The organism is Actinomycetospora sp. (genome assembly GCF_036497245.1).
Taxonomy (GTDB): domain Bacteria; phylum Actinomycetota; class Actinomycetes; order Mycobacteriales; family Pseudonocardiaceae; genus Actinomycetospora.
Genome location: NZ_DASXJS010000196.1, coordinates 32,823 through 57,136, shown reverse-complemented (window position 1 = coordinate 57,136; position 24,314 = coordinate 32,823). Strand labels below are relative to the sequence as shown.

The window sequence follows — 24,314 nt, the reverse complement described above, 5'->3', positions numbered from 1 at the left end:
GAGTCGGGTAAGAGCCGGGTGGCCCGCGCCGGGAATCGCCGGGCGACATCGACGCCGTATCACCCGTTCGGGTCGGTCGTTATCCGACCGTGACCAATCGAGCGTCTGTGACGCCCTCGGGGAGACCTCGCCGGAGGGCGTCGCGCGGGCTGCCCCAGCTCGCGCTCACCGCCATCGGCGTGTTCGCGCTCGCCCTGCTGCTCGTCAGCGGCGCCGAGCTGTTCATCGGCCACCCGATCTCGGGTGGGCGGCCCGGGCAGACGACGATGACGGCGATGTTCGTGACGTCGACGGATCGGTGACCGCGCGTCACGTCGTGGCGCTGCCGCCCACGGTCGTCGGGTCCGGTGGCACGCGGCCTGATCCGGTGCGGGGGACGACCCGCTCGGCCGCGACGCCGAACCCGACGCTGGCGCCGCCCCCGGACGGGGTCGTCACGAAGGCGGCCCCGCCGTGGCGCTCGGCGACGTCGCGGACGATCGCCAGGCCGAGCCCGGAGCCGGGGAGCCCGCGCGCGGCGTCGGCGCGATAGAAGCGGTCGAAGACCCGGTCGGCGTCGGTGGACGCGATGCCCGGGCCGTGGTCGCGGACGGTCGTCGTGCCCTCCCGGACCCGGACCTCGATCGGTTCGCCGCCCTCGCCGTCGAACTTTGCCGCGTTCTCCAGCAGGTTCCCGATGCCGCGTTCCAGGCTCGCCCGGTACCCGCGCACGACAACGGCGTCGGCATCGACCACGATCTCCCGGCCGCTGCGGCGGCCCACCCGGTCGGCGGCCTGCCGGGCGAGCAGGCCCAGCTCCACCGCCTCCTCGGGCTCCTCGCTCTGCCCGGACAGCGCCAGGGCGACGAGCTCGTCGACGAGGTGGGAGAGCTCGCGCGTCTCGCCCGCCACGTCGGCCAGCAGCCGCTCCCGGGCCTCGGGGGCGAGCTCGTCGAAGCGACGCAGCACGCTCGTGTTGGTGCGCAGGCTGGTCAGCGGGGTCCGCAGCTCGTGGGCGGCGTCCTGGACGAGCCGGTCCTGGGCCTCGCGCGCGCCGGCGAGCCGCTCGACCATCGTCGTGAACGACGCCGAGAGCCGCCCGACCTCGTCGGACCCCTCGACCGGGACCTGCAGCGTGTCGGCGCCGGGGCCGGACACGCCGCCCCGGGCGCTGATCTGCTCGGCCAGCCCGGTCAGGCGGACGAGCCGCCGCGTGATCCGCCCGGCCAGCAGCCACCCGGCCCCGGCCGCCACGACGAGCACGATCCCGCTGACCAGGGCGATCTCGTTCGCCATCCCCCGCAGCACCCGGTGGGAGAGGTCGACGTCCATCGCGACCTGCAGTGCGCCCCGGCCCTCGCCGAGGGCGGTCGTGAGGATCCGGTAGTCGTCGTGCCCGACGACGATCTCGGTGGTGTCCGTCCGGCCCGCGGCGGTGTCGGCGGCCAGGCCGCGCGCGGTGTCGGTGACGGGCAGCGGCACCGCGCGCCCGCCGAGCACGGTGACGGCGCCGTCCGCGGCGAGCCGGCGGCCGACCAGCAGCTGGAACCGGCCGGGGGAGTCGCGGTCACCTCGGTCGGAGTCCTGCGGGCCGTCCCCGCCGGGCGGCGGGGGCGTGGACGCGAGGATGCCGGTCTGGTTCTCGCCGAGCGCGGTCGTCGCGGCGGCGAGCGTGGTGTCGTTCGCCTGGGTGATGCGCTCGGCGGCCGCGTGGTAGCTCAGCACCCCGACCAGGCCCGCGACGACCACGCTGACCAGGGCGAACGCCAGCGCGAACCGCGCACGCAGGCTCACGGCCTGCGCACCGTGTAGCCGACACCGCGCACGGTGTGGATCAGTGCGGGCGCACCGGCCGCGGCGAGCTTGCGCCGCAGGTAGCCGACGTAGACGGCGAGGTTCTTGGAGTCGGCGCCGAAGTCGTAGCCCCAGATCCGCTCGTAGACCGTGGTGTGGTCGAGCACGATGCCCTCGTTGCGGACGAACAGCTCCAGCAGGTCGAACTCGGTCTTGGACAGCGTCAGCTCCTCGTCGGCCCACCACGCGCGCCGCGCGGCCGGGTCGACGTGCAGGGCGTCGATCCGCAGGGCGCCGCGGTCCTCGGGCGCCGCGAACGAAGCCCGCCGCAGCAGGGCCCGCAGCCGCGCGAGCAGCTCGTCGAGCTCGAAGGGCTTGGGCAGGTAGTCGTCCGCGCCCGCGTCCAGCCCTGCGACGCGGTCGGCGGTCTCCTGGCGCGCGGTCAGCATGAGCACGGGGGTCCGGTCGCCGTCGGCGCGCAGCACACGGCACACCGCCAGCCCGTCGACGCCGGGCATCATCACGTCGAGGACCAGCGCGTCGAAGGACTCCTTGCGGACGCGGGTGAGGGACTCGACGCCGTCGACGGCGGGCACGGCCTCGTAGCCCTCGAGCTCCAGGGCGCGCGCGAGGGACTCACGGATGGCGCGGTCGTCGTCGGCGACCAGCACGCGCTGCGGCATGGGCCCATCGTGCCGGTCCCCGCCCGGGTGCCCGGTGGGGGTGAGGACGTTCTTACCGAGTTCCGACCGGAGCGGCGACGCTGCCTCACCGGCGTCCCCGAGGTAGGGAGGGGATCACCCGTCGACGGAAAGGACGCCGTGAGCGCTTCACCCCCGGAGATCGCGTCGCTGCTGCGCTCCGCCGCAGCGCTCCTCGAGGAGCTGCACGCGCGCACGCCGGGCGGGTCCTGGGAAACCGCCGGGCTACTGGCCTCCCGCCCGGAGGTCGTCGCCCGGTACGACGACGGCACCACCGAGCACGTCGCCGACGCCCGCGCCCGCTCCGCGCCGTGGCTCGTCGCGCTCTCCCCGGCGGTCGGTGGGCCGCTGATCGCCTGGCTGCGCACCACGGCCGATGCGCTCGAGGCCGGACGGTTGCCCGCCGACGCCGCCGCCGAGGCGGCGAGCCTGGCCCGGGCCCTGCTCGAGCACCGCTGAGCACTCACGTGCGCCGCGGTCCCGCCTGTCGACGAACCGCACGGCGGGTCCTCTCAGCATTCGACGACGTTGAGAGCGAGCCCGCCGCGGGCCGTCTCCTTGTACTTGACCGACATGTCGGCGCCGGTCTCGCGCATGGTCTTGATCGCCGTGTCCAGCGAGACGTGGTGGATGCCGTCGCCGCGCACGGCCATGCGCGCCGCGGTGATGGCGGTGACGGCGGCGACGGCGTTGCGCTCGATGCAGGGGATCTGCACCAGCCCGCCGACCGGGTCGCAGGTCAGCCCGAGGTGGTGCTCGATCCCGATCTCGGCCGCGTTCTCGACCTGCTCCGGGGTGCCGCCGAGAACCTCTGCCAGACCGGCCGCCGCCATCGAGCACGCCGAGCCGACCTCGCCCTGGCAGCCGACCTCGGCGCCGGAGATGGAGGCGTTCTGCTTGAGCAGCTGCCCGACCGCGCCCGCGGTGAGCAGGAAGCGCACCACGTCGTCGTCGCCGAAGCCCGGGAGGAAGCGCGCCGCGTAGCTGAGCACCGCGGGCACGATCCCGGCCGCGCCGTTGGTCGGCGCAGTCACGACCCGCCCGCCCGCGGCGTTCTCCTCGTTCACCGCCAGCGCCACCAGGGTCACCCACTCCATGGCGTGCAGCGAGTCCGGCTCGTCGACCCCGCTCTCGAGGCGCCGCCGCAGCGCGGGCGCGCGGCGGCGCACCCGCAGCCCGCCCGGGAGCACGCCCTCGGTCGCGGTGCCCCGCTCGACGCACTCGCGCATGACCGACCAGAGGTGCAGCAGGCTCGCCCGGATCTCGGGCTCCTGGCGCCAGGCGAGCTCGTTCGCCAGCACGACGGCGCTGATCGGCAGCCCGGTGGCGCGGGTGAGCGCCAGCAGTTCGGCGCCCGTGCCGAAGCGGTGGGGGACCGGAGTGGGGTCCTCGACGACGACCGCCCGTCCGGTCTCGTCCTCGCCGAGCACGAACCCGCCGCCCACCGAGAAGTACTCCCGGTGCTCGAGCAGCCCGCCGTCGGCGTCGAGCGCGGCGAAGCGCATCCCGTTGCTGTGGAAGTCGAGCCGTCGACGCCGGTGCAGCACGACGTCGTCGTCGACGGAGAAGTCGATCTCGCGCTTGCCGCCCAGCAGCAGCCGACCCTGCGCGCGGGCGGTCTCGACGGCGGGGCCCGCCGCCACCGGGTCGACCAGGTGCGGCTGCTCCCCGGACAGACCGAGGACGACGGCGGGGACGCTGCCGTGGCCGTGACCGGTGGCGCCGAGCGACCCGAACAGCTCGCAGCGGACGCGGACGGTGCGCTCGAGCATGCCGTCGTCGATCAGGCGCGAGACGAACCGGAAGGCGGCCCGCATCGGCCCGACCGTGTGCGAGCTCGACGGCCCGATCCCGACCTTGAACAGGTCGAACACCGACAGGGTCATGGTGCGCTCCCGAGGCCGTCGCGCGTGATGTGCGGCAGTTAATATATCAGTCGTCGGCGTTGTGGTGAAAGGTCGGCGTCATCGCGGTACGCTGCCCGGCGTGACCGTCCAGCCGCAGGAAGCCGCCCCGGCCGCGCCGATCTCGCTCTCCGAGCGCGCGTACGGCGCGATCCAGGACAAACTGATCATGTTGGAGATCCCACCGATGGCCCCCGTCGACGAGGTCGCCCTCGTCGAGGAGCTGGAGGTCGGGCGGACCCCGGTCCGCGAGGCACTCAAGCGCCTCGAGGTCGACCGGCTGGTGGTGTCGTACCCGCGCCGCGGGACGTTCGCGACGGCCGTGGACATCACCGACCTCGCGTACATCTCCGAGATCCGGACCCAGCTCGAGCCGCTGGCCGCGCGCCGGGCGGCCGAGGGCGCGGGCGGGGCCTCGCTGCGCGCCGGCCTCGGCGAGCTCGCCGAGGCCACCGACGCGCTCGACGTGACGACCCTGAGCCGTGACGAGCTGATGCGCTGGGACATGCGCGTGCACCGCTCGATCTATCAGGCGTCGGGCAACCCGCACCTCGAGGACACCCTGGTCCGCTACGACAACCTGGCCACGCGCATCTTCTGCCTCTTCCTCGACCGCATGCCCGGCTTCGACCGCCACGTCGGCGAGCACGCCGGACTGCTCCGCGCGATCGCCGACGGCGACGGGGAGCTCGCGGCGACGCTGGCCCACGAGCACGTCATCGGGTTCGAGAAGGCGGTCCGCGCCGTCATCTGAGGGCGCCCGCCACACCGAGGTGCGGTCCGAGGGCGAGGTCGGCCTCGTCGTCCTCACGCCACGTCGTCCTGCGCGCCGGCCACGGCCACGGCCAGGGCCCCGGCGCCCGCGTGCTCAAGATCGGCCCAGTCCACCCAGCACCCCTCGAGGTAGCCGTCGGAGAGCGAGGCGCCCTGGTGGCTGCACGCGTCGTCGATGACGAAGACCTCGTCGTCGACGCGGAACGCGGCGACCGGGGTCGGCCCGGCGAAGCGCAGGCCTTCGCCCTCGGGGATCTCGTCGACGTCGCAGAGACGGATCATGTCTGGACTCCAGGGGATGTGGTCGGCGCGAGAGGCCACGTCGTCGTTCTTCGCTCCGGACACGGACTGACGGTGGGTGCACGCGGGCTGACTCGGAGTGCCCGAGAACTCGAGAGATTCGCGAGTGTCGTTGCGTATAACGCACAACGATGCTCAATGCGCAACACTCACCGTGGGAGACCACAGTGTTCCTTGTCAAGGGGACTCCCAGGTGTCGTCCGGGTTTCGGCCTCGTCGTCCACAGCACAGAAGAGGTGCTTGACAGTGGGGTCTGCCGTCTTCCATCGTTCTTGTTGCGTATAGAGCGACTTGTTGCGCGACACGCACCAGTAGCAGTCAGGTCGATCGGCACGAGGAGTCCGCCGCCATGACCACCAGCGAGCTGTCCGCGGCCGCCGCGAGCGAAGCCCTGCCCGCGAGCTTGCGAGAGACGCTGCCGGGCCGCTACTACACCGATCCGACGATCTTCACCGCCGAACAGGCCCTGATCTTCGAGACCGGCTGGTTCTGCGCGGTGCTGGCCGCGGACATCCCCGATCCCGGGAACTTCGAGACCGTCGAGGTCGGGCGGGAGAGCGTGATCGTCGCGCGGGGGCGCGGCGGCGAGATCCACGCGTACCTCAACGTCTGCCGGCACCGCGGCGCGCGGCTCTGCACCCAGGACAAGGGATCGGTGCGCCGGTCCTTCCAGTGCCCGTACCACGCGTGGACCTACGGGCTGGACGGCAAGCTGACGGCCGCGCCGAACCTGACGCAGATGCCCGACATCGACCGCGTCGAGTTCGGCCTGCACCCGGTGCACGTCCGCGAGTGGCTCGGCTACGTCTGGCTCTGCCTCGCCGAGGCGCCGCCCTCCTTCTCCGACACCGTGATCGCCGACGTGGCCGGACGCCTCGGCTCACCCGACGCGATCGTCGGCTACCAGGTCGCCGATCTCGCGCTCGGTCGCCGCATCACCTACGACGTGGCGGCGAACTGGAAGCAGATCGTCGAGAACTTCATGGAGTGCTACCACTGCGGGACGATCCACCCCGAGCTCACCGAGGTGCTCCCCGAGTTCGCCGACGGCCTCGCGGCCCAGTACTTCGTCGGGCACGGCGCCGAGTTCGGCCCCGACGTCGCGGGGTTCACCGTCGACGGGTCCGAGGGCCTCGAGCGGCTGCCGGGGGTCGGCGCCGACCAGGACCGTCGCTACTACGCCATCACGGTCCGCCCGCAGGTGTTCGTCAACCTCGTCCCGGACCACGTCGTCCTCCACCGGATGTTCCCGGTCTCCGCCGAGCGCACGATCGTGCGCTGCGACTGGCTCTACCTGCCCGGGGTCGTCGCGAGCGGCGCCGACCTCGACCGGTCCGTGGAGCTCTTCGATCGGGTCAACCGGCAGGACTTCGACGCCTGCGAGCGCTGCCAGGTCTCGATGGACTCCCGCTCCTACGCCCGTGGCGGCGTCCTGGTGCCCAGCGAGCACCACATCGGCGAGTTCCACGACTGGGTCCGCGAACGCGTGGGCTGACCCGGCACTCCTGTCCCACCACACCCCGAGAGAGCGACGAGACCATGATCCCTGACCAGCCCGACACCCCGGAGTCCGTGCTCGGCGACCTGGACGGGCCGCGGTTCGACGCGGCCTTCCGCGTGGCCGACCGGCTGGCGGTCCACGGCAACGAGTGCGTCTGCCCGCGGTGCGCGGGGCAGCTCCCCGTGCTGCTGGCCGAGCTCGCCCGCGCGCTGTCCTGAGCCCACCCCCCGCGCGAGGGGAGCTCTCGTGCGGGGTCGGGGATGGCGCACGGGCGCGGTGTCGTCGACGTGTCGAGTCGCGTTCGCCGTCTTGTCGCGGCCTCCCGCAGTAGCCGGCCCGCCTTGTCGTTGTGAATCCGAACGACAAGTGGGTCGGGCCGGCGCAGGAGACCGCGACAAGACGCCAGCAGGAGCCCACGGTCGGCCCGGCGCGCTCGGTGGTCAGCGCCGGATCCGGGTCATCTCGGGGTCGACCAGCGGCTCCGCGGCCACGGTGGCCCGCACGTCCTGGCCGAAGTACCGGATGTCGACCCCGGTGCCGACCTCCAGCCCCGCGGGCAGCCACGCGTAGGCGATCGGGCGGCCGACGGTGTGCCCGAACGCCGCCGAGGTGACGTAGCCCGCCGGCTCGCCGTCGACGAGGACCGGCTCTCCGCCGAGCACCACGCTGCGCTCGTTGTCGATGGTCAGGCACGTCAGGCGCCGCGCGACGGTGGCGGCGTCGACGCCCGCCAGCGCATCCCGGCCGACGAAGTCGCCCTTGGTGGCCGGGCGCACCGCGAACCCCACGCCCGCCTCGTACGGGTCGTGCTCGCTGGTCATGTCGGTGCCCCAGGCGCGGTAGCCCTTCTCCAGGCGCAGGCTGTTGAACGCGGCCCGCCCGGCGGCGATCACCCCGTGCTCGCGGCCGGCCGCCCAGAGCACGTCCCAGAGCCGCTGCCCGTACTCCGCGCTCGTGTAGATCTCCCAGCCGAGCTCGCCGACGTAGGAGACCCGCATCGCGGTGACCGGGATGCCCCCGATGTCGGCAGGACGGCACCGGAAGTACTTGAGCCCCTCGTGCGAGAGGTCGTCCGGGCTCAGCGGCTGGACGAGGTCGCGGGCGAGCGGCCCCCAGACGCCGACGCAGCAGGTGCCCCCGGTGATGTCCCGGACGGTCACGTCAGCGGGCGCCTCGCGCCGCAGGTGATCGAGGTCGAGGTGGGAGTTCGCGCCGACCTGGAAGAGCTCCTCGCCGAGGCGGGCGACGGTGAGGTCGCTGCGGATCCCGCCCGCCTCGTCGAGCATCAGCGTGTAGGTCACCGACCCGACCGAGCGGTCCATCTTCCCGGTGGTCAGCCGGTCCAGGAACGCCACGGCACCCGGCCCGGCCACCTCGATCCGCGTCAGCGGCGTCATGTCGTACATCGCCACCCCGGTGCGGGTCTTCCACGCCTCCGCGGCGGCGATCGGGGAGTGGAACATCGCCGACCAGGAGTCCCGCGTCGGGGGCTGCCACTGAAACGGCAGCTCGGCCACCAGCGGGGCGTTGGCCTCGTACCACTGCGGGTGCTCCCAGCCGTGGGCCTCGCCGAAGACCGCGCCGAGGTCGCGCTGCCGCGCGTGGAAGGGGCTGACCCGGACCTCGCGAGGGGAGAGGCGCGGCTGCAGCGGGTGGACCACGTCGTAGATCTCGACGAAGTTCTGCTGGGCGGTCTCGGAGACGAACGCGTCGGTGGTCTCGTGCTCGGAGAAGCGGTGCACCGAGCAGCCGTGCAGGTCGATCTCGCTGCGGCCGTCGACGAGCAGCTGCGCGACGCTGCGCGCGACCCCGGCGGAGTGGGTCACCCACACCGCCTCGGCGATCCAGAAGCCGGCGACGTCGGGGGACTCGCCGACCAGCGGCCCGCCGTCGGGGGTGAAGGAGAAGATGCCGTTGAAACCGGTCTCCACCTTCGAGTCGCCCAGCGCGGGCAGCAGCAGCCGGCTCTGCTCCCAGGCGGGGGCGAAGTCCTCCTCGGTGAACGGGAGCATCGAGGGCTGGCGCGCCTCGGAGACCTCGTCGACCTCGGGGAGCTCGGCCAGCGACACCGGGATCGGGCGGTGGGCGTACGAGCCGATGCCGAGGCGGTCGTGGTGCTCGCGGTAGTAGAGGTCCTGGTCCTGGTGGCGCAGGATCGGCAGCCGGGCCTCGACGGCCTCGTCGCCCAGACCGACCAGTTCGGCGACCTGGCCGGTGAACGCGTACTGGTGGGCCAGCGGCAGCAGCGGCACCCGCATCCCGACCATCGCGCCGAGCTCTCGCCCCCAGAACCCGGCGCAGGACACGACGATGTCGGCGGGCACCTCGCCGGCGTCGGTCGTCACCCCGGTGACCCGGCCCGCGTGCTGCGAGATGCCGGTGACCCGGGTCGAGCCCCGGAACCGGGCGCCCCTGCTCTCGGCGCGGCGGATGAGCGCCGTCACCGCGCGGGAGGCCTTGGCCAGCCCGTCGGTGGGGGTGTGCAGGCCGCCGAGGACCCGCGAGGGGTCGAGCAGCGGGTGCAGCCGGAGGCACTCCTCGACGTCGACGATCTCGGCGGGGATGCCCCGCGCCGTCGCCCAGCCCTGCTTGCGGTGAAGGTCGGTGAGCCGTTCGGGGGTGATCGCGACCTCGAGGCCGCCGACCTGGTTGAAGCACCAGGCGTCCTCCCCGCCCCCGAGGGCCGCGCCGAGGCCGAGGAACTTCTCGACGGTGTAGGAGGCGAACGCGCTCATGGTCCGCGACGCGTTCGTCTGGAAGACCAGACCGGGTGCGTGGGACGTCGAACCGCCGGTCAGCGGCAGCGGCCCCTGGTCGAGGACGGTGACCCCGGTCCAGCCGCGCTCGGTGAGCTCGTCGGCGAGGTTGGCGCCGACGATGCCGGCTCCGATGATGACGACGCGGGGAGTGCTGGTGCTCATGTCCCGTCTCCTTCCTGGTCGGTGCTGTCCGTGACGGGGCCCGCAGGGATTGGCCGCAGCTCCTCGGCGGCGTCGAGGAGCCAGCCGGCGACGTAGCCGGCGAAGGAACAGCGGACGACGACGTCGAGGACGGCGCTGTCCGGGCCGTCGCCTTCCCGGTCGGCGAGGAGCAGGACCCCGGACTGTCCGAGCAGCGTCTGGGCGCACGAGCCCGGCGGGAACGACGCCGGGCGCAGGTCGAGCGCGCAGCCGAAGGCGAGCAGTCGCCGGGCGTCCCGTCCGCGCAGGCGCACCCCGGTGCGCTGGGCGGAGACGTCGACGGCGGTACCCCCGTGCGGGCCGACGACCGCGCGGACGGATTCCTCGTCCGACGCCGCGGCGCCGGTGAGCAGCCACTCGTCGGGACCGAGCCACACGGCCCGGCCGTCGCTGATCGACGTCCAGGTGTTCGGGCTCGCCGGCAGGGGAACGCCGAGGAGGTCGGCCACCGCGGTCGCGCCGTCGGTGCCGGGCTCGATGCGCACGTCGAGGGCGGCGGTCAGGGGCAGGAGCTCGATCGCGAGGTCGGTCCTGCCCATCCCGTCGGAGAGCGCGGTGAACGCCGGGCGCCACGCCTCGAGGGGATGGGTGCGCGTGAGCGTGGGCGCGTCAGCCATCGCGGCGTGCTCCTTGCGGGTCGACCAGCACGGACTCGGCGATACGGGCGGGCACGAGGGCGGCGCCGACCGGGACTCCGACGACCTCGCCGATGCGCTCGCGCCCGGCCTTGACCAGCGCGAGCGCGAAGGGCCGGCCGAGCTCGGCGCTGTGGTAGCTCGAGGTGACGTGGCCGAGCATCGGCACCGGAGCCGGCGGGAGGGTGCCGTCGTCGCACCAGGCGACGATCTGCGAGCCCTCCGGGAGCTTCGTCGTCTCGTCGGTCGGCAGCAGCGAGACAAGGTGCTTGCGTCCCGGGTCGTGGTTCACGGCGCGGGCGAAGGAGCGCTTCCCGACGAAGTCGTCCTTCTTCGTCGACACCGCCCAGCTCATGCCGAGGTCGTGCGGAGACACGGTGCCGTCGGTGTCCTGGCCGATGATCGGGAAGCCCTTCTCGGCGCGCAGGACGTGCATCGTCTCGGTGCCGTAGGGCGCGATGCCCTCCGGCTCGCCCGCGGCGACGAGGTGCTCCCAGAGCGCCGGCGCGTACCAGGAGCTGACGTTGACCTCGTAGGCGAGCTCACCGGAGAACGAGATCCGGGCGAGGCGCACGGCGACCCCGTCGAGCTCGGTGTCCTGGCCCGTCATGAAGCCGAACCCGGCGTTGGAGACGTTCAGCCCGGGGAAGGCGCGGGCGATGACGGCGCGCGAGCGGGGACCGACGACGGCGAACACCGACCAGTGCTCGGTGACCGAGGTGAGCCGGACCCGCAGGTGGGGCCACTCCGACTGGAGCCACTCCTCCATCCGGTCCAGGACGTGCGCGGCATTGCCGGTCGTCGTGGTGACCAGGAACCGGTCCTGCGCCAGGCGAAGCACCGTGCCGTCGTCGAAGACCATGCCGTCGTTGCCGCACATGACGCCGTAGCGCACGCGTCCGACCGCCAGGCTGCTCATGAGGTTCGTGTAGAGGTGGTCGAGCAGCACCGCCGCGTCCGGGCCCTGGACGTCGATCTTGCCGAGGGTGGAGCCGTCCATGATGCCGACCCGGGTTCGCACCGCGGCGCACTCGCGCAGTACCGCGGCGGTCATGTCCTCGCCCGGCTGCGGGTAGTAGCGGGGCCGTTTCCACTGGCCCACGTCCTCGAACTCGGCGCCCGCACGCACGTGCCAGTCGTGGATCGCGGTGGTGCGCACCGGGTCGAACAGCTCGCCCCGCTGGCGCCCGGCGAGCGCCGCGAACCCGACCGGGGTGAACGGCGGGCGGAACGTCGTCGTGCCGAGTGCGGTGATCGGGCGGCCGGTGAGCTCCGCGATGATCCCCGAGGCGAGCATCCCGGACGTCTTGCCCTGGTCGTGCGCGGTGCCGATGGTCGTGTAGCGCTTCACGTGCTCGGGGTGGGTCATGCCCGCCCCGACCGCGCGGGCGATGTCGGCGACGGTGGCGTCGCGCGCGATGTCCACGAACTGCCGCGTCGGGTCGCCGTCGGTGCGCCATGTGACGAGCGCCGGCGTGGTGGTCTCGTCGGGTGCCGTCGGTGCGTCCGCGCCGCCCGCCTCGCGCAGTCCGGCAGCGAGGCCGAGAGTGCCGTTCGCGGCGCCGACGACCTCGACCCCGGCGAGCGCACCGTCCGGGACGAATGCCCCGAGGGCCTCGTCGTAGGCCAGCGACCCGCCGACGTGGCTGAACAGGTGCGCGGTCGGGGTCCAGCCGCCGCTGACCAGCAGCAGGTCGCATCCGCCCTCGCGCCGGTCGTCGCCGACGAGGACGCCGTGGACCCGGTGCTCGCCGACGGTGCCGCGCACCGTCGTACCCGCGGTGACGTCGATGTCTGCGGCGGCGCAGCGTTGCGCCCAGCTCGCCGGAGCTCCGGGGCGGGCGTCGAGGACCCGGACGTGGGCCCCGGCTCCGGCGAGGTCGAGGGCCGCGGCGTAGGCCGAGTCGTTCGTGGTGGCGACGACGACCTCGCGGCCGGCGAGCACGCCGTGGCGGTGCAGGAGGTCCCGCGCCGCCGAGGCGAGCATGACCCCGGGCCGGTCGTTGTCCTCGAAGACGACCGGGCGCTCGATCGCCCCGGTCGCGAGGACGATCCGCGCGGCCCGGATGCGGTGCACCCGCTGGCGCGCCCGTCCGGACGGCGCGTGGGTGAGGTGGTCGGTGCGTCGCTCGAGGGCGAGGACGAACCCGTCGTCGTAGTGCCCGAACGCGGTGGTGCGCTGCAGGTGGGTCACGTCGGGGTGGGCGGCGAGCTCGGCGACGGTGTCGGCGACGAACTCGGGCGCGGGGCGGTCGTCGATCCGCTCGGTGCCGGTGAGCGTGCCGCCCGGGGTCGGGCGGTCGTCGACGAGCACGACGCTGTGCCCGGCCCGGACGGCCTGCCGGGCGGTGGTGAGCCCGGCCGGTCCGGCGCCGACGACGAGCACGTCGCAGTGGGTGTGCAGGCGGTCGTACCGGGCGAGGTCGGGGACCTGGGAGAGCCGGCCCTGGCCGTCGACCCCGCGGGCCACGAGCCCGTCGGTGATCTCGACGGTGGACGCCAGCAGCATCGGCTCGGGGAAGGGCTCCTCGATCTGGACCAGGCCCGTGGGGTCCTCGGTCCACGCGGCGCCGATGCCGCGCGGGCGGCCGTACTTGATGCTGGTCCCGATCGCCCCGACGTCGTGGGCGAGCAGGACCGAGGCGAGGGTGTCGCCGGGGTGACCGGTGTACTGCCTGCCGTTCACGGTGACGGCCAGGGTGCGGCTGCGGTCGACGCGGCCGTACCCGTCGACACGATTCCGGCCGGTCACGCAGTCCGGGCCGTCGGTACGGGTCACGGGATCACCGCCGGGGTGTGGTCGGGTGGCTGGGACGCGCCGATGGACTCGACGTCGAGGAAGCGGTAGGTGCGGGTGTCGCGGACGGCGGTGAACCACCGCCGGCATCCCGCGGCGTGCGACCACCGCTCGGTGGATGCGCCTCGGGGGTTGGCCCGGACGAAGACGAACCGCGCCCACTGCTCGTCGGTGAGCGCTGACGGGTCGTCGGGGTAGGGCACGCCTGCCTGGCCGCCGTAGCTGAACTCGGTCTCCTCGCGGGGACCGCACCAGGGGCAGGGGATGAGCTGCATCAGGGTCTCCAGGTCCTAGTGCGCGACGGCGGCGGCGCCGTGCTCGTCGACGAGGGCGCCGGTGACGAACCGGTCCAGGCCGAACGGCGCGATCAGCGGGTGCGGGCGGCCGTGGGCCACGGTGTCGGCGAACGCCGAGCCCAGGCCCGGGGTGGCCTTGAACCCGCCGGTGCCCCAGCCGCAGTTGAGGAAGACGTTGTCGTACGGGGTGCGGCCGACGATCGGGCTGGCGTCGGGCGTGACGTCGACGACGCCCGCCCAGCTGCGCAGCAGGTGCGCGCGGGCGAACACCGGGAAGAGCTCCACGGCCGCCGCCATCTGGCGCTCGATGACGTGGAACGCGCCGCGCTGGCCGTAGCCGACGTAGGAGTCGACGCCCGCGCCCATCACCAGCTCGCCCTTGTGGGCCTGGGAGACGTACACGTGCACGGCGTTGGACATGACGATCGTCGGGTGCACGGGCTCGAGCAGCTCCGAGACCAGCGCCTGCAGCGGGTGCGACTGCAGCGGGGCGGCCACCCCGAGCTGGTCGAGGAGGGTGGAGGTGTGCCCGGCGGCGCAGAGGGCGACGGTGCCGCATGCGATGTCGCCGCGGGTGGTGCGCACCCCGGTCACGCGGTCCCCGTCGGTGTCGAACCCGGTGACCTCGCAGTGCTGGATCAGGTCGATCCCGGCCTCGTCGGCGCGGCGGGCGAACCCCCAGGCCACGTAGTCGTGCTTGGCGATGCCCGCCCGCGGCTGGTAGGTCGCGCCCTGCACCGGGTAGCGGATGTCGGCGGACACGTTGACGATCGGGCAGACCTTCGCGACCTCGTCGGGCCCGAGCCACTGGGCGTCGATCCCGTTGAGCTTGTTGGCCTCGACCCGGCGGACCGAATCGCGCACGTCCTGCTCGGTGTGCGCGAGGTTGAGCACGCCACGCCGGCTGAACAGGATCGGGTAGCCGAGGTCGTCCTCGAGGCCCTCCCACAGCTTCAGCGCGTGCTCGTAGATCCCCGCGGACTCGTCCCAGAGGTAGTTCGAGCGGATCAGCGTGGTGTTGCGCGCCATGTTCCCGCCGGCGAGCCAGCCCTTCTCCAGCACCGCGACGTTCGTGATGCCGTGGTTGCGCGCCAGGTAGTGCGCGGTGGCCAGGCCGTGCCCGCCGCCGCCGACGATGACGACGTCGTAGCTCCTCTTGGGCTCGGGGTTCCGCCAGAGGAAGTCGGGGGTGCCCGGGGCGAGCGCAGCGACGGGGGATGTGGCGGGCAGGTGCGCGCCGGGTGCGGCGGTGGCTGTGGTCGTCACGGGAGCAGCTCCGGGTAGAGAGGGTGGCGGTCGGCGAGCGCGGCGACGCGGTAGCCCAGGGCGTCGAGCTCGATCTCGGAGATCTCCGGACGCAGGGCCCGCGCGACGACGTCGGCGACGTCGCGGAAGGCCTCCGCGTCGAACCCGCGCGTGGCCAGCGCGGCGGTCCCGATGCGGACCCCGGAGCTGACCATCGGCGGGCGGGGGTCGAACGGGACGGCGTTGCGGTTCACGGTGACGCCGACGCGGTGCAGCCGGTCCTCGGCCTGCTTGCCGTCGAGCGGGCTGTCGCGCAGGTCGACCAGGACGAGGTGCACGTCGGTGCCGCCCGAGACGACGCCGACGCCCGGTTCGACGAGCAGGCGTTCGGCGAGGACCCGCGCGCCGGCGAGGGTGCGCTCCTGGCGCTCGCGGAACTCGGGCTCGGCCGCCAGCTTGAACGCCACGGCCTTGGCCGCGATCACGTGCTCGAGCGGCCCGCCCTGCTGGCCGGGGAAGACACTCGAGTTCAGCTTCTTCGCGAGGTCCTTCCCGGCACTCAGGATCACGCCGCCGCGGGGGCCGCCGAGCGTCTTGTGGGTGGTGGAGGTGACCACGTGCGCGTGCGGGACGGGGGAGGGGTGCAGGCCCGCGGCGACCAGCCCGGCGAAGTGGGCCATGTCCACCATGAGGTAGGCCCCGACCTCGTCGGCGATGCGGCGGAACTCGCCGAAGTCCTGCTGGCGGGGGTAGGCCGACCAGCCCGCGACGATGAGCTTCGGGCGGCGCTCGTGGGCGAGCCGCGCGACCTCGTCCATGTCGACGCGGTGGTCGCTCTCCCGCACGTGGTAGACGGCGACGTCGTAGAGCCGGCCCGAGAAGTTCAGGCGCATGCCGTGGGTGAGGTGCCCGCCGTGCGCGAGGTCGAGGCCGAGGATGGTGTCGCCCGGCTCCAGCAACGCGGCCATCACGGCGGCGTTGGCCTGCGCGCCGGAGTGCGGCTGGACGTTGGCGTACCCGGCGCCGAAGAGGTCGGTGAGCCGGTCGATCGCGAGCTGCTCGATCACGTCGACGTGCTCGCAGCCGCCGTAGTAGCGCCGCCCCGGATAGCCCTCGGCGTACTTGTTGGTGAGCACCGAACCCTGGGCCGCCATCACGGCTCCCGGTGCGAAGTTCTCGCTGGCGATCATCTCGAGGGTCCGCTGCTGGCGGAGGGTCTCGCGACCGATCGCGGCGTGGACCTCGGGATCGGCCTCGGCGAGGGAACGGCCGAGGACGGAGGCGGTTCCTCGGGCGTCCCGGGGGGCGACAGTCAGGGACATCGACATGCTCCACACCATGCGGCGACAACTAATATATGAGCTGGCGCAGACTGTAGACACGGCTGGAGGACAGCGTCAACATGCGTCGGGAAGCGAACGACGGAGCAGGGAGGTCGGCGGATGACACGCGAGGCGACAGCGGACCCGTGGGAAGCGTCGGTGCTGGTCGAAGCGGTCCGGGCGTGGGGGTCCGATGCCGCGATGGCGCGGCTCGACCGGCAGCTCGGCGCGCGGGTCGGGCAGGACCGCACGGTGGGCCTGACGATCTCGGCGGGTCACCGGGAGGAGGCGGCGCTCATCGCGCGGCGCTACGGCTACGAACTCCACGTCGACGAGGTGGAGGAGCCGGACAGCCTGTGGGCCGAATTCCGACCGGTGACGGTGTCAGCGATGCGGCCCTATCGGCGTGCTCAGCTGCATTGCTGACAGGCCAACGTCAGCAACTCCGCATCGTCGGCCGGTGCGAGGCGGGTCCCGGTCGATCGGGTAGGAGCCCGACGAGTGGGTGGCGCCGCCCGCTCGTCCGGTGACAGGAATGGACCAAGCAGCGGCCGGTCGTCACCCGGGCCCAGGCCCCGTCACGCCGGACATCGCGCGGCGGATGACCGCCTCGAGGCTCTCGTGGGACGGACGCGGATCGGCCAACGAGGCCTGCAGCACCAGCCCGGCGAACAGTGCCGCGAGGACCCGGCCCATCTCCGGGTCGGTGCGCGCGCCGAAGATCCCGGACAGCGCCTCGTCCCACGCCGCGCTCGCCGAGCGCAGGCCCGGATGGTGCAGGGCCGCCACGTAGAGGTCGTACGCGGCGGTGGTGGCACTGTGGCGGGAGTCGAGCTGCAGCCGGACCAGGGCGGCAAGCTCCGCGGCGAAGTCGGCGTCCGGGGCGAGCTCGTCGGCCCACTCCTGAATCTGGCTGATGTTGCGCTGGGAGGCTTCGTGGAGCGCGACCGAGAGCAGGTCGTCCAGCGTCGCGAAGTGGTAGGTCGTCGACCCGACCGGCACGCCGGCGGCGGCGGCGACCGCGCGGTGCGTCAGTCCGGGCACGCCGTGCTCGGCCACGACCTGGATCGCCGCGGCGGCGATGCGGTCGCGGCGGCCGGGATCGTTGGGGCCCCGCGTCCTGCGCCGCCCCGTGTCCGAGGTGCCCACCATGCCGCACCCCTCCTCGTCGCCGGCCAAGATCGTGGACAAATGTCCACGCTAAGTGTACAGATGTACGCATCAGCCATGCGGTCCCCGCTGTTCCGGTGACCGCCGCACGATCGCCGAGGAGTTGCTCGATGCACGAGCGCACTGACCGTCGGGCCATCCTCCCGCTCCCGGAGGAGAACTCGAGGGTCGCGACCGCGCTCGGGATCGGCGACCAGACCGACGCCTTCGAGCCCGTGCGCCCCATCGAGGCGCCGTCGGGCGCCCCGAACGTCGTGCTCGTCGTCCTCGACGACCTCGGGTTCGGCACGTCGAGCGCTTTCGGCGGCCCCTGCCGCATGCCGACGGCCCAGCGGCTCGCCGACGACGGGCTGCGCTACACCCGCTTCCACGTCACCGCGCTGTGCTCCCCGACCCGTCAGGCCCTGATGACCGGGCGCAACCACCACTCCGTCGGGATGGGCGGGACCACCGAGATGGCCACCGCGGCCCCCGGCTACACCGGGGTGCGGCCCCGCAGCGCGGCCACCATCGCGCAGACCCTGCAGTGCAACGGCTACAGCACCGCGGCGTTCGGCAAGTGGCACCAGACGCCCGCGCCGGAGGTGAGCCCCGTCGGGCCGTTCGACCGGTGGCCGACCGGCGAGGGGTTCGACCACTTCTACGGGTTCATGGCCTGCGAGATGAACCACTGGACCCCGCTGCTCTACGAGGGCACCACCCCCGTCGAACCGACCCGGCGGCCCGAGCAGGGCTACCACCTCTCCGAGGACCTCGTCGACCACGCCGTGGACTGGGTCCGCACGCAGAAGACGATGGCCCCCGACCGCCCGTTCTTCACCTACCTCGCCTTCGGTGCCGCGCACGCCCCGCTGCACGTCGCGCCGGAGTGGCAGGAGCGCTACCGCGGACGGTTCGACCACGGCTGGGACCGCCAGCGCGAGATCACGCTCGCCCGCCAGAAGGAGCTCGGCGTCGTGCCGCCCGGCACCGAACTGGGCCCGTGGGCCGAGGGGGTGCCGCACTGGGACGACCTCGGCGAGGACCAGGCGGCGGTGGCCAACCGGCTCATGGAGACCTTCGCCGGCTTCACCGAGCACGCCGACGCCCAGCTCGGCCGCTTCGTCGAGGCGCTCGAGGCCCTCGGGCAGCTCGACGACACGCTGTTCGTCTATCTGCTCGGCGACAACGGGGCCTCGGGCGAGGGCGGCCTCGTCGGGACCACCGTCGAGCACCGCCTGGGCCACGGCGTGGTCGACGACCCCCACGACCTCGTGGGCCACCTCGACGAGATCGGCGGCCCCGAGTCCTACCCGATCGCCCCGGTGGGGTGGGCGCTCGCGATGAACACCCCGTACCAGTGGACCAAGCAGGTCGCGTCGCACTTCGGTGGCACCCGCGACGGGCTGATCGTGCACTGGCCCCGGGGGATCACCGACCGCGGCGCGCTGCGCCACCAGTTCCACCACGTCATCGACGTCCTGCCCACGGTGCTCGACTGCGCCGGGCTCCCGGCTCCGGTCACCGTCGACGGCGTCGCCCAGCAGCCCGTCGAGGGCACGAGCATGCGCTACACCTTCGACGACCCCGGCGCGGCCGAGCGGCGCACCACCCAGTACTTCGAGATGTGCGGCAACCGCGGCATCTATCACCACGGGTGGACCGCCGTGACCCGCCACGGCATCCCCTGGGACATGGTCTCGGGCGGGAAGAAGCGCTTCACCGAGGACGTGTGGGAGCTCTACGACACGACCGCCGACCCCAGCCAGGCCCACGACCTCGCCGCCGCCCACCCCGAGCGGCTGCGCGAGCTGCAGGACCTGTTCCTCATCGAGGCCGCGAAGTACCAGGTCTTCCCGCTCGACGACCGCGTGACCGAGCGCGAGAACCCGACCGTGGCCGGGCGCGTCGGGCTGCTCGGGGACCGGACGTCGACGACCTATCACCCCGGCATCCGGCGGCTCACCGAGGAGAACACCCTCGACGTCAAGAACCGCTCGCACCGCGTCACGGCCGAGATCGAGACCGGCGACGACGCCGCGGCAGGCGTGATCATCTCGCAGGGCGGCCGGTTCGGCGGCTGGACGCTGTACTGCCTGGAGGGGCGGCCCTGCTACGAGTACAACTACTTCGGGCTGGCGCGCGCCACGGTGCGCGGGGACGAGGCCCTGACGGCCGGCCCGCACGAGGTGCGGATGGACTTCGCCTACGACGGCGGGGGCGTCGCCCGGGGCGGCACGGTCACCCTCTCGGTCGACGGCAGGCCGGTGGGGCAGAGCCGTGTGGACCGGACGATCCCGTACTACTTCTCGTTCGACGAGACCCTCGACGTCGGCGTCGATCTCGGCACCCCGACCTCGGAGGACTACGCGGGGACCGACACGGTCTTCACCGCCACGATCCGGGCCGTGCACGTCGCCGTCGGGGACGATGTCGCCGTGGCCGACGAGGGTGCGCGGGAGCGCCGCGTGCTGACCTCCCAGTGAGCGGCCGCGACGGCACCGCCACCCGCTCCCGGCGGGGTCAGGTCGTCATCCCCGGCGGCACGTTCGGCATGGGTGACCACCACGGCGACGGGAATCCCGGCGACGGCGAGGGTCCGGTGCACGAGGTCGCCGTGTCCGGGTTCCGGCTCGACGCCACCACCGTGACCACGGCGGCGTTCGCCACGTTCGTCAAGGACACCGGGTACGAGACGGACGCGGAGCGGTTCGGGTCCTCGGCGGTCTTCCATCTCGCCTTCCGGGGCGAGGGCGCCGACGTCCTGGGCTCGGTGGTCGGGGCCGAGTGGTGGCTCGACGTCCGCGGCGCGTCCTGGCGCCACCCCGACGGGCCCGGCGGCGATCCTGTCCCCCGGGCCAACCACCCCGTCGTGCACGTCTCCTGGAACGACGCCCTGGCCTACTGCGCGTGGGCGGGAGCCCGGCTGCCCACCGAGGCGGAGTGGGAGTACGCCGCCCGCGGCGGGCGTGAGGGGGCCCGCTACCCGTGGGGCGACGACCTGGACACCCGCAGGCGCTGGCCGTTGAACATCTGGCAGGGCACGTTCCCGACCCACAACACCGTCGAGGACGGGTACCTGACGACGGCGCCCGTCAAGTCGTTCCGGCCCAACGACCACGGGCTCTGGCAGATGGTGGGCAACGTGTGGGAGTGGTGCGCGGACTGGCATTCGCCGACCTACTACGCCTGTTCGCCGCGCGAGGATCCGGCCGGCCCCGACGAGGGCACCGCGAAGGTGATGCGCGGCGGGTCCTACCTCTGCCACCACTCCTACTGTGCGCGCTACCGCGCCTCCGCCCGCACCGCCAACACCCCGGAGTCGAGCGCGGCGAACATCGGGTTCCGCTGCGCGACTTCCGCGGCCTGACCCGTCAGGCCGGCTTCGCCGTCGCGCGGGTGACGTAGCGTTCGACCACCGTGCGCGCCTCCCGCACCGTGCGGGCGTGGCCCCACCGGTCCACGTCCAGGGTGGCGTGGGTCCAGCCGCCCGGCGGTACCCGGGTCCCGAGCGTGAGGCTCCCGATCTGACGGTCCCAGAGGATTTCCGATTCGAAACCTCGCGGATCGTCCCATCGCCAGGAATAGCCGTGGTCCTCGGACTCCTCGACCACTGCGATCCCGTCGATCTCCATTCTTCCATGGAATCATGAGCGCCATCGACCCGCTGAGCGCACACAGAGCAACTTGCCTGAGCCGAACGGCCCCCGACACTCGAGGAGCGCGTGTATGACCGTGTACGTCTCACTGCAGCAATTCCCGTTGACCCTCAAGTACGAGGAGCCGATCGCCGAGGTCGCTGATCACCTGACCGCGCTGATCGAGGGGGCGAAGGTGCACCGGGTCGTACTGGAGGACGGGTCGATGGTCCTGCTCAATTTCGCCGTCATCGAGTCGATCAGTCTCAACGAGGGAAAGCGGACGCTCGAACTGGCGGAGCTCAACCGGGCCCTGACTGCCGACATCGAGTCGTAGTCCACGTGAGTATTCCGACGACCGGGTCCATTGCTCCCGTCATCCGGAATTCGATCTCTTCCGCGATCATGACGGCCGGTGGCGTTCCGAGGCGGGGACGACGTGGTTGCGGAGGATTCCGAGTCGGTCGACCTCCACCTCGACCTCGTCGCCCGGCCCGAGCAGCCACGGCGGCGTCCGGGCGTAGCCGACGCCCGCGGGGGTCCCGGTGGCCAGCAGGTCCCCGGGCTCGACGGACAGCGTCCGCGAGATGTAGGCCAGCGTCTCGCCGACGGTGTAGACCATCTCGCGGGTGTCGCCGTCCTGGACGGTCTCGCCGTTGACGCGGGTGCGGACGCGCAGCCCGTCGCGCAGGTCCCCGACCTCGGCCGCCGGGACCATCGGACCGAGCGGCCCGGAGGCGTCGGCGTTCTTGCCGAGGATCCACTGCGAGGTCGTCTTCTGGGCCTTCCGGGCGGTGAGGTCGTTGAAGGTCGAGTACCCGACGACGGCGGCGAGTGCCTCGTCCGGGTCGGCGTCGACGAGCCTGCGGCCCACCCACGCCACGATCTCGCCCTCCCAGTCGAGGCCGTCCTCGTCGGGAGGGACGGGCACCGGCGCCCCGTCGACGGACAGCGACCGCGGCCAGCGGGCGAACAGGGTGGGCCGGTCGGGGAGCGCGTCCTCGCGGTACGAGCCCTCCGCGGCGTGCTTGAGGTAGTTGAGCCCGACGCAGATCACCCGGGCCTGGGGGAGCACCGGCGGGACCAGCCGGACGGCGTCGAGGTGGACCGGGTCGCCGTCGCGGGTCAGCGCCGCGGCCGGGTCCGCCCAGAACCCCTCCAGCGTCGCGAGCACGGCGGCCTCCTCGCCGTCCGCCGACAGCCCGGCGACCTCGACGCCGCGTCCCCGGTCGATCCCCACCACGCGCATCGCGATCTCCAAAGGCTATAAAGGTTCGACACTTTGTGTTTCACTGGCAGCATGCGCCAGGACGAGGTCGACGGGCAAGGGCCCGGTGACCTGCTCGTCGGTCTGCGCGACGCTTCCGCCCCCCGCGCGTTCGGTGCGCGCACCCGGGGCGAACAGCTCGCGGGCGTGCTCGAGGACCGCATCCACGACGCGGGCCTGGCCTCCGGTGCCCCGGTCGGCACCCTCGACGAGCTGCGTGCCGGGACCGGTCTCGCCCGCGCGACGGTCAGCGAGGCGGTGCGCCTGCTGGCCGAGCGGGGCGTGCTCGAGGTCCGGCCCGGGCGCGGCGGCGGGCTCTTCGTCGCCGAGCGGGGCCCCGCCGTCCGGATGCGCCACACCCTGCTCGAGGTCCGCGACGATGCGGCGGCCGTCGCCGACGCCGTCGAGCTGCGGGCCCACCTAGAGGAGCTCGTCGACGTCGGCGCCGCCCGCTGCGCGTCCGCGGCCGACGTCGAGGGGTTCCGCGCCCGGCTCGCCGCGATGGCGTCAGCGCCGGACTGGCCGGGGTTCGTGCGCGCCACCTGGGCGCTGCACGAGGCGCTCGCCTCGACGAGCCCGAACGCGATGGCCCGGGCGGTCTACCTCGGCACGCTCGGCCACCTCGGGGCCGCGGAGCCGCGGCCGGCCACCACCGACCCGGACGAGGAACGCCGCCGTCGGGCGGACCGGCTCGCCGTCCACACCGCCCTCGTCGACGCGGTCGCGGCAGGCGACGAGACCGCCGTCCGCGCCGCCGTCGCCCGTCACCACGCCGTATGACCCCGGAGACCACGATGCGAGCCCCGACCGCCCGGTTCCGCGAGTTCCTCTTCGACCACGACTCACCGCGCCTCGCGGGCATCCGCGGACTGGACCCGTACGCCTACCGCGAGGCCGCGAAGCAGGACCCGTTCACCGGCGGGCTCATCCGCGGGTGGGAGCCGCTGCAGCTGGCCGAGTTCCGCGGGATCACTCCCGACGGCGTCCTGCGTCCGGAGGTCCACGCCTTCTCGCCCGCCGAGCCGGGCGAGGAGGCGCCCGTCGCGGCCATGATCGGCGCGGCCGAGGCCCTCGAGAGCCTGCTCGACCCGTCGTCGCTCGCGGCGCTGCGCCACCCGGTCGACGCCGTCGAGTGGCAGACCTGGGCCAATCCGGAGTTCATGCAGTTCGACACCGGCCTGCGCCTGGAGCTCCAGCCCGCGGGGGTCCGCGAGGCGGCGATGGCGCTGGTCGAGGCGTCGCTGAGCCCCCAGGGGTACCGCCTCGTCCGCGACATGATGCGGATCAACGGGTTCCTCGGCGACGTCGTCGACCTCCCGACCATCCTCGGCGAGTTCAGCTACAACGTGGCGCTCTACGGCCGCCCGGACCCGGTCGAGCCCTGGGGCTGGCAGCTGTTCGGCCATCACTGCGCGGTCCACTGCCTGGTGGTCTCCGGGCGCATGGTGGTCAGCCCCGTCTTCCTCGGGGCCGAGCCGAACGAGATCGACGAGGGCCCGCACGCCGGCGTCGAGGCCTACACCGACCGCATCCGGCTGGGCACCGACCTCATGGCCGTGCTGGGGGAGGACCAGCGACGAGCGGCGACCGTCTACGCGGAGATGGTCGACCCGGCGATGCCCGCCGACCGGGTGCACCCCGGCGACGAGCGCCACCTCGGCGGGGCGTTCCAGGACAACCGCGTCATCCCGCTCGAGGGCGTCCGCGTCGCCGACATGCCCGCCGCGGCGCAGCGGCTCGTCCTCGACATCGTCGAGGCGTTCGTCGAGGTGCTGCCCGCCGGACCCCGCGCGGCCCGGATGCGCGAGGTCGAGGCCTTCCTGGACGAGACCTGGTTCAGCTGGATCGGCGGGCACCGTCCCGGCGACGTCTTCTACTACCGCGTCCAGTCGCCGGTGGTGATCGCCGAGCTCGACCACCACTGCGGCGTCTTCCTGGACTACGACACCCCGCAGTCCTTCCACGTGCACACCGTGCTGCGCACCCCGCACGGCAACGACTACGGCCGCGCGTGGGTGGCCGCGCGTCGCGAGCACCAGCTGTTCTGACCAC

At 73.1% G+C, this 24,314-nt stretch carries 24 protein-coding genes; 11 read left to right on the top strand and 13 right to left on the bottom strand.

Translation table 11 applies throughout. The features are described 5' to 3' along the window. Positions 1-107: 107 nt before the first annotated feature. A complete protein-coding gene (locus VGI02_RS20680) occupies positions 108-302 on the top strand; it encodes a hypothetical protein (RefSeq protein WP_331630356.1) in 195 nt (64 codons plus the stop codon). Positions 303-309: 7 nt separating this feature from the next. Here VGI02_RS20680 and VGI02_RS20675 read toward each other — a convergent pair whose 3' ends face one another. Together VGI02_RS20675 and VGI02_RS20670 are read right to left on the bottom strand one after the other, a co-directional pair. Beyond that, positions 310-1,773, bottom strand: a complete 1,464-nt coding sequence (locus VGI02_RS20675; protein WP_331630354.1) for a sensor histidine kinase — start codon at positions 1,771-1,773, stop codon at positions 310-312. Further along, complete coding sequence (locus VGI02_RS20670) at positions 1,770-2,456, bottom strand: response regulator transcription factor (RefSeq protein WP_331630352.1); 687 nt, start codon at positions 2,454-2,456, stop codon at positions 1,770-1,772. Before VGI02_RS20670 ends, VGI02_RS20675 begins: the two co-directional genes overlap by 4 nt. A gap of 138 nt (positions 2,457-2,594) precedes the next feature. Here VGI02_RS20670 and VGI02_RS20665 point away from each other — a divergent pair, with 138 nt between their 5' ends. Continuing rightward, positions 2,595-2,933, top strand: a complete 339-nt coding sequence (locus tag VGI02_RS20665; protein ID WP_331630350.1) for a hypothetical protein — start codon at positions 2,595-2,597, stop codon at positions 2,931-2,933. A gap of 53 nt (positions 2,934-2,986) precedes the next feature. On the opposite strand, the gene VGI02_RS20660 is transcribed toward VGI02_RS20665, so the two are convergent. Continuing rightward, positions 2,987-4,360 carry an L-serine ammonia-lyase gene (locus VGI02_RS20660; RefSeq protein WP_331630348.1) on the bottom strand — a complete coding sequence of 458 codons (1,374 nt, stop codon included), beginning with the start codon at positions 4,358-4,360 and terminating at the stop codon, positions 2,987-2,989. A gap of 91 nt (positions 4,361-4,451) precedes the next feature. Between VGI02_RS20660 and VGI02_RS20655 the strand changes: the two genes are divergently transcribed. Continuing rightward, entirely contained in the window at positions 4,452-5,132 is a 681-nt protein-coding gene (locus VGI02_RS20655; RefSeq protein WP_414638334.1) for a GntR family transcriptional regulator, read from the top strand. A gap of 53 nt (positions 5,133-5,185) precedes the next feature. Here the strand turns inward: VGI02_RS20655 and VGI02_RS20650 are convergent, their stop codons facing one another. Then, positions 5,186-5,497, bottom strand: coding sequence for a Rieske 2Fe-2S domain-containing protein (locus tag VGI02_RS20650; RefSeq protein ID WP_331630344.1), 312 nt, complete (start codon positions 5,495-5,497; stop codon positions 5,186-5,188). Positions 5,498-5,801: 304 nt separating this feature from the next. Here VGI02_RS20650 and VGI02_RS20645 point away from each other — a divergent pair, with 304 nt between their 5' ends. Further along, positions 5,802-6,947, top strand: a complete 1,146-nt coding sequence (locus tag VGI02_RS20645) for an aromatic ring-hydroxylating oxygenase subunit alpha (protein ID WP_331630342.1) — start codon at positions 5,802-5,804, stop codon at positions 6,945-6,947. 44 nt (positions 6,948-6,991) lie between these two features. Continuing rightward, positions 6,992-7,171, top strand: coding sequence for a hypothetical protein (locus tag VGI02_RS20640; RefSeq protein WP_331630340.1), 180 nt, complete (start codon positions 6,992-6,994; stop codon positions 7,169-7,171). Positions 7,172-7,393: 222 nt separating this feature from the next. Here VGI02_RS20640 and VGI02_RS20635 read toward each other — a convergent pair whose 3' ends face one another. From VGI02_RS20635 to glyA, 6 genes are read right to left on the bottom strand one after another with little or no spacing between them, the layout of a single operon-like run. Further along, positions 7,394-9,874: a GcvT family protein gene (locus VGI02_RS20635; RefSeq protein WP_331630338.1), complete on the bottom strand. Its 2,481-nt coding sequence runs from the start codon at positions 9,872-9,874 to the stop codon at positions 7,394-7,396. Further along, positions 9,871-10,530: a sarcosine oxidase subunit gamma gene (locus tag VGI02_RS20630; protein ID WP_331630336.1), complete on the bottom strand. Its 660-nt coding sequence runs from the start codon at positions 10,528-10,530 to the stop codon at positions 9,871-9,873. Before VGI02_RS20630 ends, VGI02_RS20635 begins: the two co-directional genes overlap by 4 nt. Continuing rightward, a complete protein-coding gene (locus VGI02_RS20625; protein ID WP_414638333.1) occupies positions 10,523-13,300 on the bottom strand; it encodes an FAD-dependent oxidoreductase in 2,778 nt (925 codons plus the stop codon). The genes VGI02_RS20630 and VGI02_RS20625 overlap by 8 nt, the downstream gene beginning before the upstream one ends. Before the next feature lie 23 nt (positions 13,301-13,323). Then, positions 13,324-13,620 (bottom strand): sarcosine oxidase subunit delta, encoded by a 297-nt coding sequence (locus tag VGI02_RS20620; protein WP_331630334.1) that lies wholly within the window; start codon positions 13,618-13,620, stop codon positions 13,324-13,326. A 15-nt stretch (positions 13,621-13,635) separates the two neighbouring features. After that, a complete protein-coding gene (locus tag VGI02_RS20615) occupies positions 13,636-14,871 on the bottom strand; it encodes a sarcosine oxidase subunit beta family protein (protein WP_331630360.1) in 1,236 nt (411 codons plus the stop codon). A 32-nt stretch (positions 14,872-14,903) separates the two neighbouring features. After that, a complete protein-coding gene (glyA, locus tag VGI02_RS20610; protein WP_331630332.1) occupies positions 14,904-16,208 on the bottom strand; it encodes a serine hydroxymethyltransferase in 1,305 nt (434 codons plus the stop codon). Between the two features lie 120 nt (positions 16,209-16,328). On the opposite strand from glyA, the gene VGI02_RS20605 reads away from it, so the two are divergent. Further along, positions 16,329-16,634 (top strand): hypothetical protein, encoded by a 306-nt coding sequence (locus VGI02_RS20605; RefSeq protein WP_331630330.1) that lies wholly within the window; start codon positions 16,329-16,331, stop codon positions 16,632-16,634. 132 nt (positions 16,635-16,766) lie between these two features. Here the strand turns inward: VGI02_RS20605 and VGI02_RS20600 are convergent, their stop codons facing one another. Continuing rightward, positions 16,767-17,360: a TetR/AcrR family transcriptional regulator gene (locus VGI02_RS20600; RefSeq protein ID WP_331630358.1), complete on the bottom strand. Its 594-nt coding sequence runs from the start codon at positions 17,358-17,360 to the stop codon at positions 16,767-16,769. 128 nt (positions 17,361-17,488) lie between these two features. On the opposite strand from VGI02_RS20600, the gene VGI02_RS20595 reads away from it, so the two are divergent. Continuing rightward, positions 17,489-19,843, top strand: coding sequence for an arylsulfatase (locus VGI02_RS20595; protein ID WP_331630328.1), 2,355 nt, complete (start codon positions 17,489-17,491; stop codon positions 19,841-19,843). Next, a complete protein-coding gene (locus VGI02_RS20590; protein ID WP_331630326.1) occupies positions 19,840-20,727 on the top strand; it encodes a formylglycine-generating enzyme family protein in 888 nt (295 codons plus the stop codon). The genes VGI02_RS20595 and VGI02_RS20590 overlap by 4 nt, the downstream gene beginning before the upstream one ends. A 4-nt stretch (positions 20,728-20,731) precedes the next feature. Here VGI02_RS20590 and VGI02_RS20585 read toward each other — a convergent pair whose 3' ends face one another. Beyond that, entirely contained in the window at positions 20,732-20,992 is a 261-nt protein-coding gene (locus VGI02_RS20585; RefSeq protein ID WP_331630324.1) for a hypothetical protein, read from the bottom strand. A gap of 94 nt (positions 20,993-21,086) precedes the next feature. Here VGI02_RS20585 and VGI02_RS20580 point away from each other — a divergent pair, with 94 nt between their 5' ends. Then, positions 21,087-21,332 carry a hypothetical protein gene (locus VGI02_RS20580; protein ID WP_331630322.1) on the top strand — a complete coding sequence of 82 codons (246 nt, stop codon included), beginning with the start codon at positions 21,087-21,089 and terminating at the stop codon, positions 21,330-21,332. A 66-nt stretch (positions 21,333-21,398) separates the two neighbouring features. Here VGI02_RS20580 and VGI02_RS20575 read toward each other — a convergent pair whose 3' ends face one another. Next, positions 21,399-22,244, bottom strand: a complete 846-nt coding sequence (locus tag VGI02_RS20575) for a fumarylacetoacetate hydrolase family protein (protein ID WP_331630320.1) — start codon at positions 22,242-22,244, stop codon at positions 21,399-21,401. A 51-nt stretch (positions 22,245-22,295) separates the two neighbouring features. Here VGI02_RS20575 and VGI02_RS20570 point away from each other — a divergent pair, with 51 nt between their 5' ends. Continuing rightward, on the top strand, positions 22,296-23,042 hold the full coding sequence (locus VGI02_RS20570; RefSeq protein ID WP_331630318.1) for a FadR/GntR family transcriptional regulator: 747 nt from the start codon (positions 22,296-22,298) through the stop codon (positions 23,040-23,042). Between the two features lie 14 nt (positions 23,043-23,056). Continuing rightward, a complete protein-coding gene (locus VGI02_RS20565) occupies positions 23,057-24,310 on the top strand; it encodes a DUF3500 domain-containing protein (protein WP_331630316.1) in 1,254 nt (417 codons plus the stop codon). The last annotated feature ends 4 nt before the right edge of the window (positions 24,311-24,314 follow it).

Coding starts and splice junctions, on each gene's coding strand:
- VGI02_RS20660 (WP_331630348.1), bottom strand. CDS start 4,360: ATGACCCTGTCGGTGTTCGACCTGTTCAAGGTCGGGATCGGGCCGTCG.
- VGI02_RS20575 (WP_331630320.1), bottom strand. CDS start 22,244: ATGCGCGTGGTGGGGATCGACCGGGGACGCGGCGTCGAGGTCGCCGGG.
- VGI02_RS20570 (WP_331630318.1), top strand. CDS start 22,296: ATGCGCCAGGACGAGGTCGACGGGCAAGGGCCCGGTGACCTGCTCGTC.
- VGI02_RS20620 (WP_331630334.1), bottom strand. CDS start 13,620: ATGCAGCTCATCCCCTGCCCCTGGTGCGGTCCCCGCGAGGAGACCGAG.
- VGI02_RS20565 (WP_331630316.1), top strand. CDS start 23,057: ATGCGAGCCCCGACCGCCCGGTTCCGCGAGTTCCTCTTCGACCACGAC.
- VGI02_RS20580 (WP_331630322.1), top strand. CDS start 21,087: ATGACCGTGTACGTCTCACTGCAGCAATTCCCGTTGACCCTCAAGTAC.
- VGI02_RS20635 (WP_331630338.1), bottom strand. CDS start 9,874: ATGAGCACCAGCACTCCCCGCGTCGTCATCATCGGAGCCGGCATCGTC.
- VGI02_RS20670 (WP_331630352.1), bottom strand. CDS start 2,456: ATGCCGCAGCGCGTGCTGGTCGCCGACGACGACCGCGCCATCCGTGAG.
- VGI02_RS20640 (WP_331630340.1), top strand. CDS start 6,992: ATGATCCCTGACCAGCCCGACACCCCGGAGTCCGTGCTCGGCGACCTG.
- VGI02_RS20600 (WP_331630358.1), bottom strand. CDS start 17,360: ATGGTGGGCACCTCGGACACGGGGCGGCGCAGGACGCGGGGCCCCAAC.
- glyA (WP_331630332.1), bottom strand. CDS start 16,208: ATGTCCCTGACTGTCGCCCCCCGGGACGCCCGAGGAACCGCCTCCGTC.
- VGI02_RS20585 (WP_331630324.1), bottom strand. CDS start 20,992: ATGGAGATCGACGGGATCGCAGTGGTCGAGGAGTCCGAGGACCACGGC.
- VGI02_RS20605 (WP_331630330.1), top strand. CDS start 16,329: ATGACACGCGAGGCGACAGCGGACCCGTGGGAAGCGTCGGTGCTGGTC.
- VGI02_RS20645 (WP_331630342.1), top strand. CDS start 5,802: ATGACCACCAGCGAGCTGTCCGCGGCCGCCGCGAGCGAAGCCCTGCCC.
- VGI02_RS20630 (WP_331630336.1), bottom strand. CDS start 10,530: ATGGCTGACGCGCCCACGCTCACGCGCACCCATCCCCTCGAGGCGTGG.
- VGI02_RS20595 (WP_331630328.1), top strand. CDS start 17,489: ATGCACGAGCGCACTGACCGTCGGGCCATCCTCCCGCTCCCGGAGGAG.